This window comes from Parapedobacter defluvii (assembly GCF_014642075.1).
Classification (GTDB): domain Bacteria; phylum Bacteroidota; class Bacteroidia; order Sphingobacteriales; family Sphingobacteriaceae; genus Parapedobacter; species Parapedobacter defluvii.
This window is the reverse complement of record NZ_BMIK01000063.1, coordinates 1-706: the sequence shown is the minus strand read 5'-3', so window position 1 is coordinate 706 and position 706 is coordinate 1. Positions and strand designations below refer to the sequence as shown.

Below are 706 nucleotides of genomic sequence, written 5' to 3'. Positions count from 1 at the left end.
GGCGAAAAAAATAATCGTTTTCATTGTCGTTGAATTAGTTTGAAGTAAGGTACTGCAGGGTAATGATGCTTTGGTTGAGCAGCATAACCGCTAGGTAATAATCGTTTTGGATCTGTGTCGCCTGATTGTTCAGCATCACCCAGTCCAAGTAGTCGATTTCGCCGTTATCAAATTGTTCCTTTGCCGCGTCGGCAACCTGTCGGGCCCGGGGCAGCTGCTTGGTCCGGTAGTCGTCTACAATCTGTCGCTGTGTCCGATAGCTGCTTAAAACCGTTTCGTATGCTGTTTTCCACTGGGTTTTTTGGTTGACCAACTCATTCTCGGCGAAGGCCACCCGCTGGGCTTCGGCCTTAATTTGTGCTTTCTGGCCGCTGGCGAAGATCGGGATGCCGATGCCAATTTCCACGGAGCTGAAACGATTGTTATTCAGGTCGTGGAAGCTTTGGTTGGAATACCCCGCAGACAAGTTGGGTAACAACTTCGATTTCTCCAGTTTCAACAGGGCATTGGCTCTCTCGACCTCGCGAGCCGATAACAAGACCTTGGGATGTGCTTCTGCATCCATATCGGCGAGCGGTGGGTTGACGTCTATCAATAGATCTTCCGAAACGGGTTCATACCGTATGGCAGTATTTAGCAACAGCTGCAGTTGGATTTTTGCCAAATCGATTTCATTTCCAAGTGATTTCAATTGGATGGCGATGTT

Annotated in this window: 1 protein-coding gene; it reads right to left on the bottom strand. The window is 48.6% G+C overall.

What is annotated here, in order from left to right:
- Positions 1-34: 34 nt before the first annotated feature.
- Positions 35-706, bottom strand: a 672-nt coding sequence (locus IEX60_RS24745; RefSeq protein WP_188754071.1) for a TolC family protein, incomplete at its 5' end; no start/stop codon positions are given.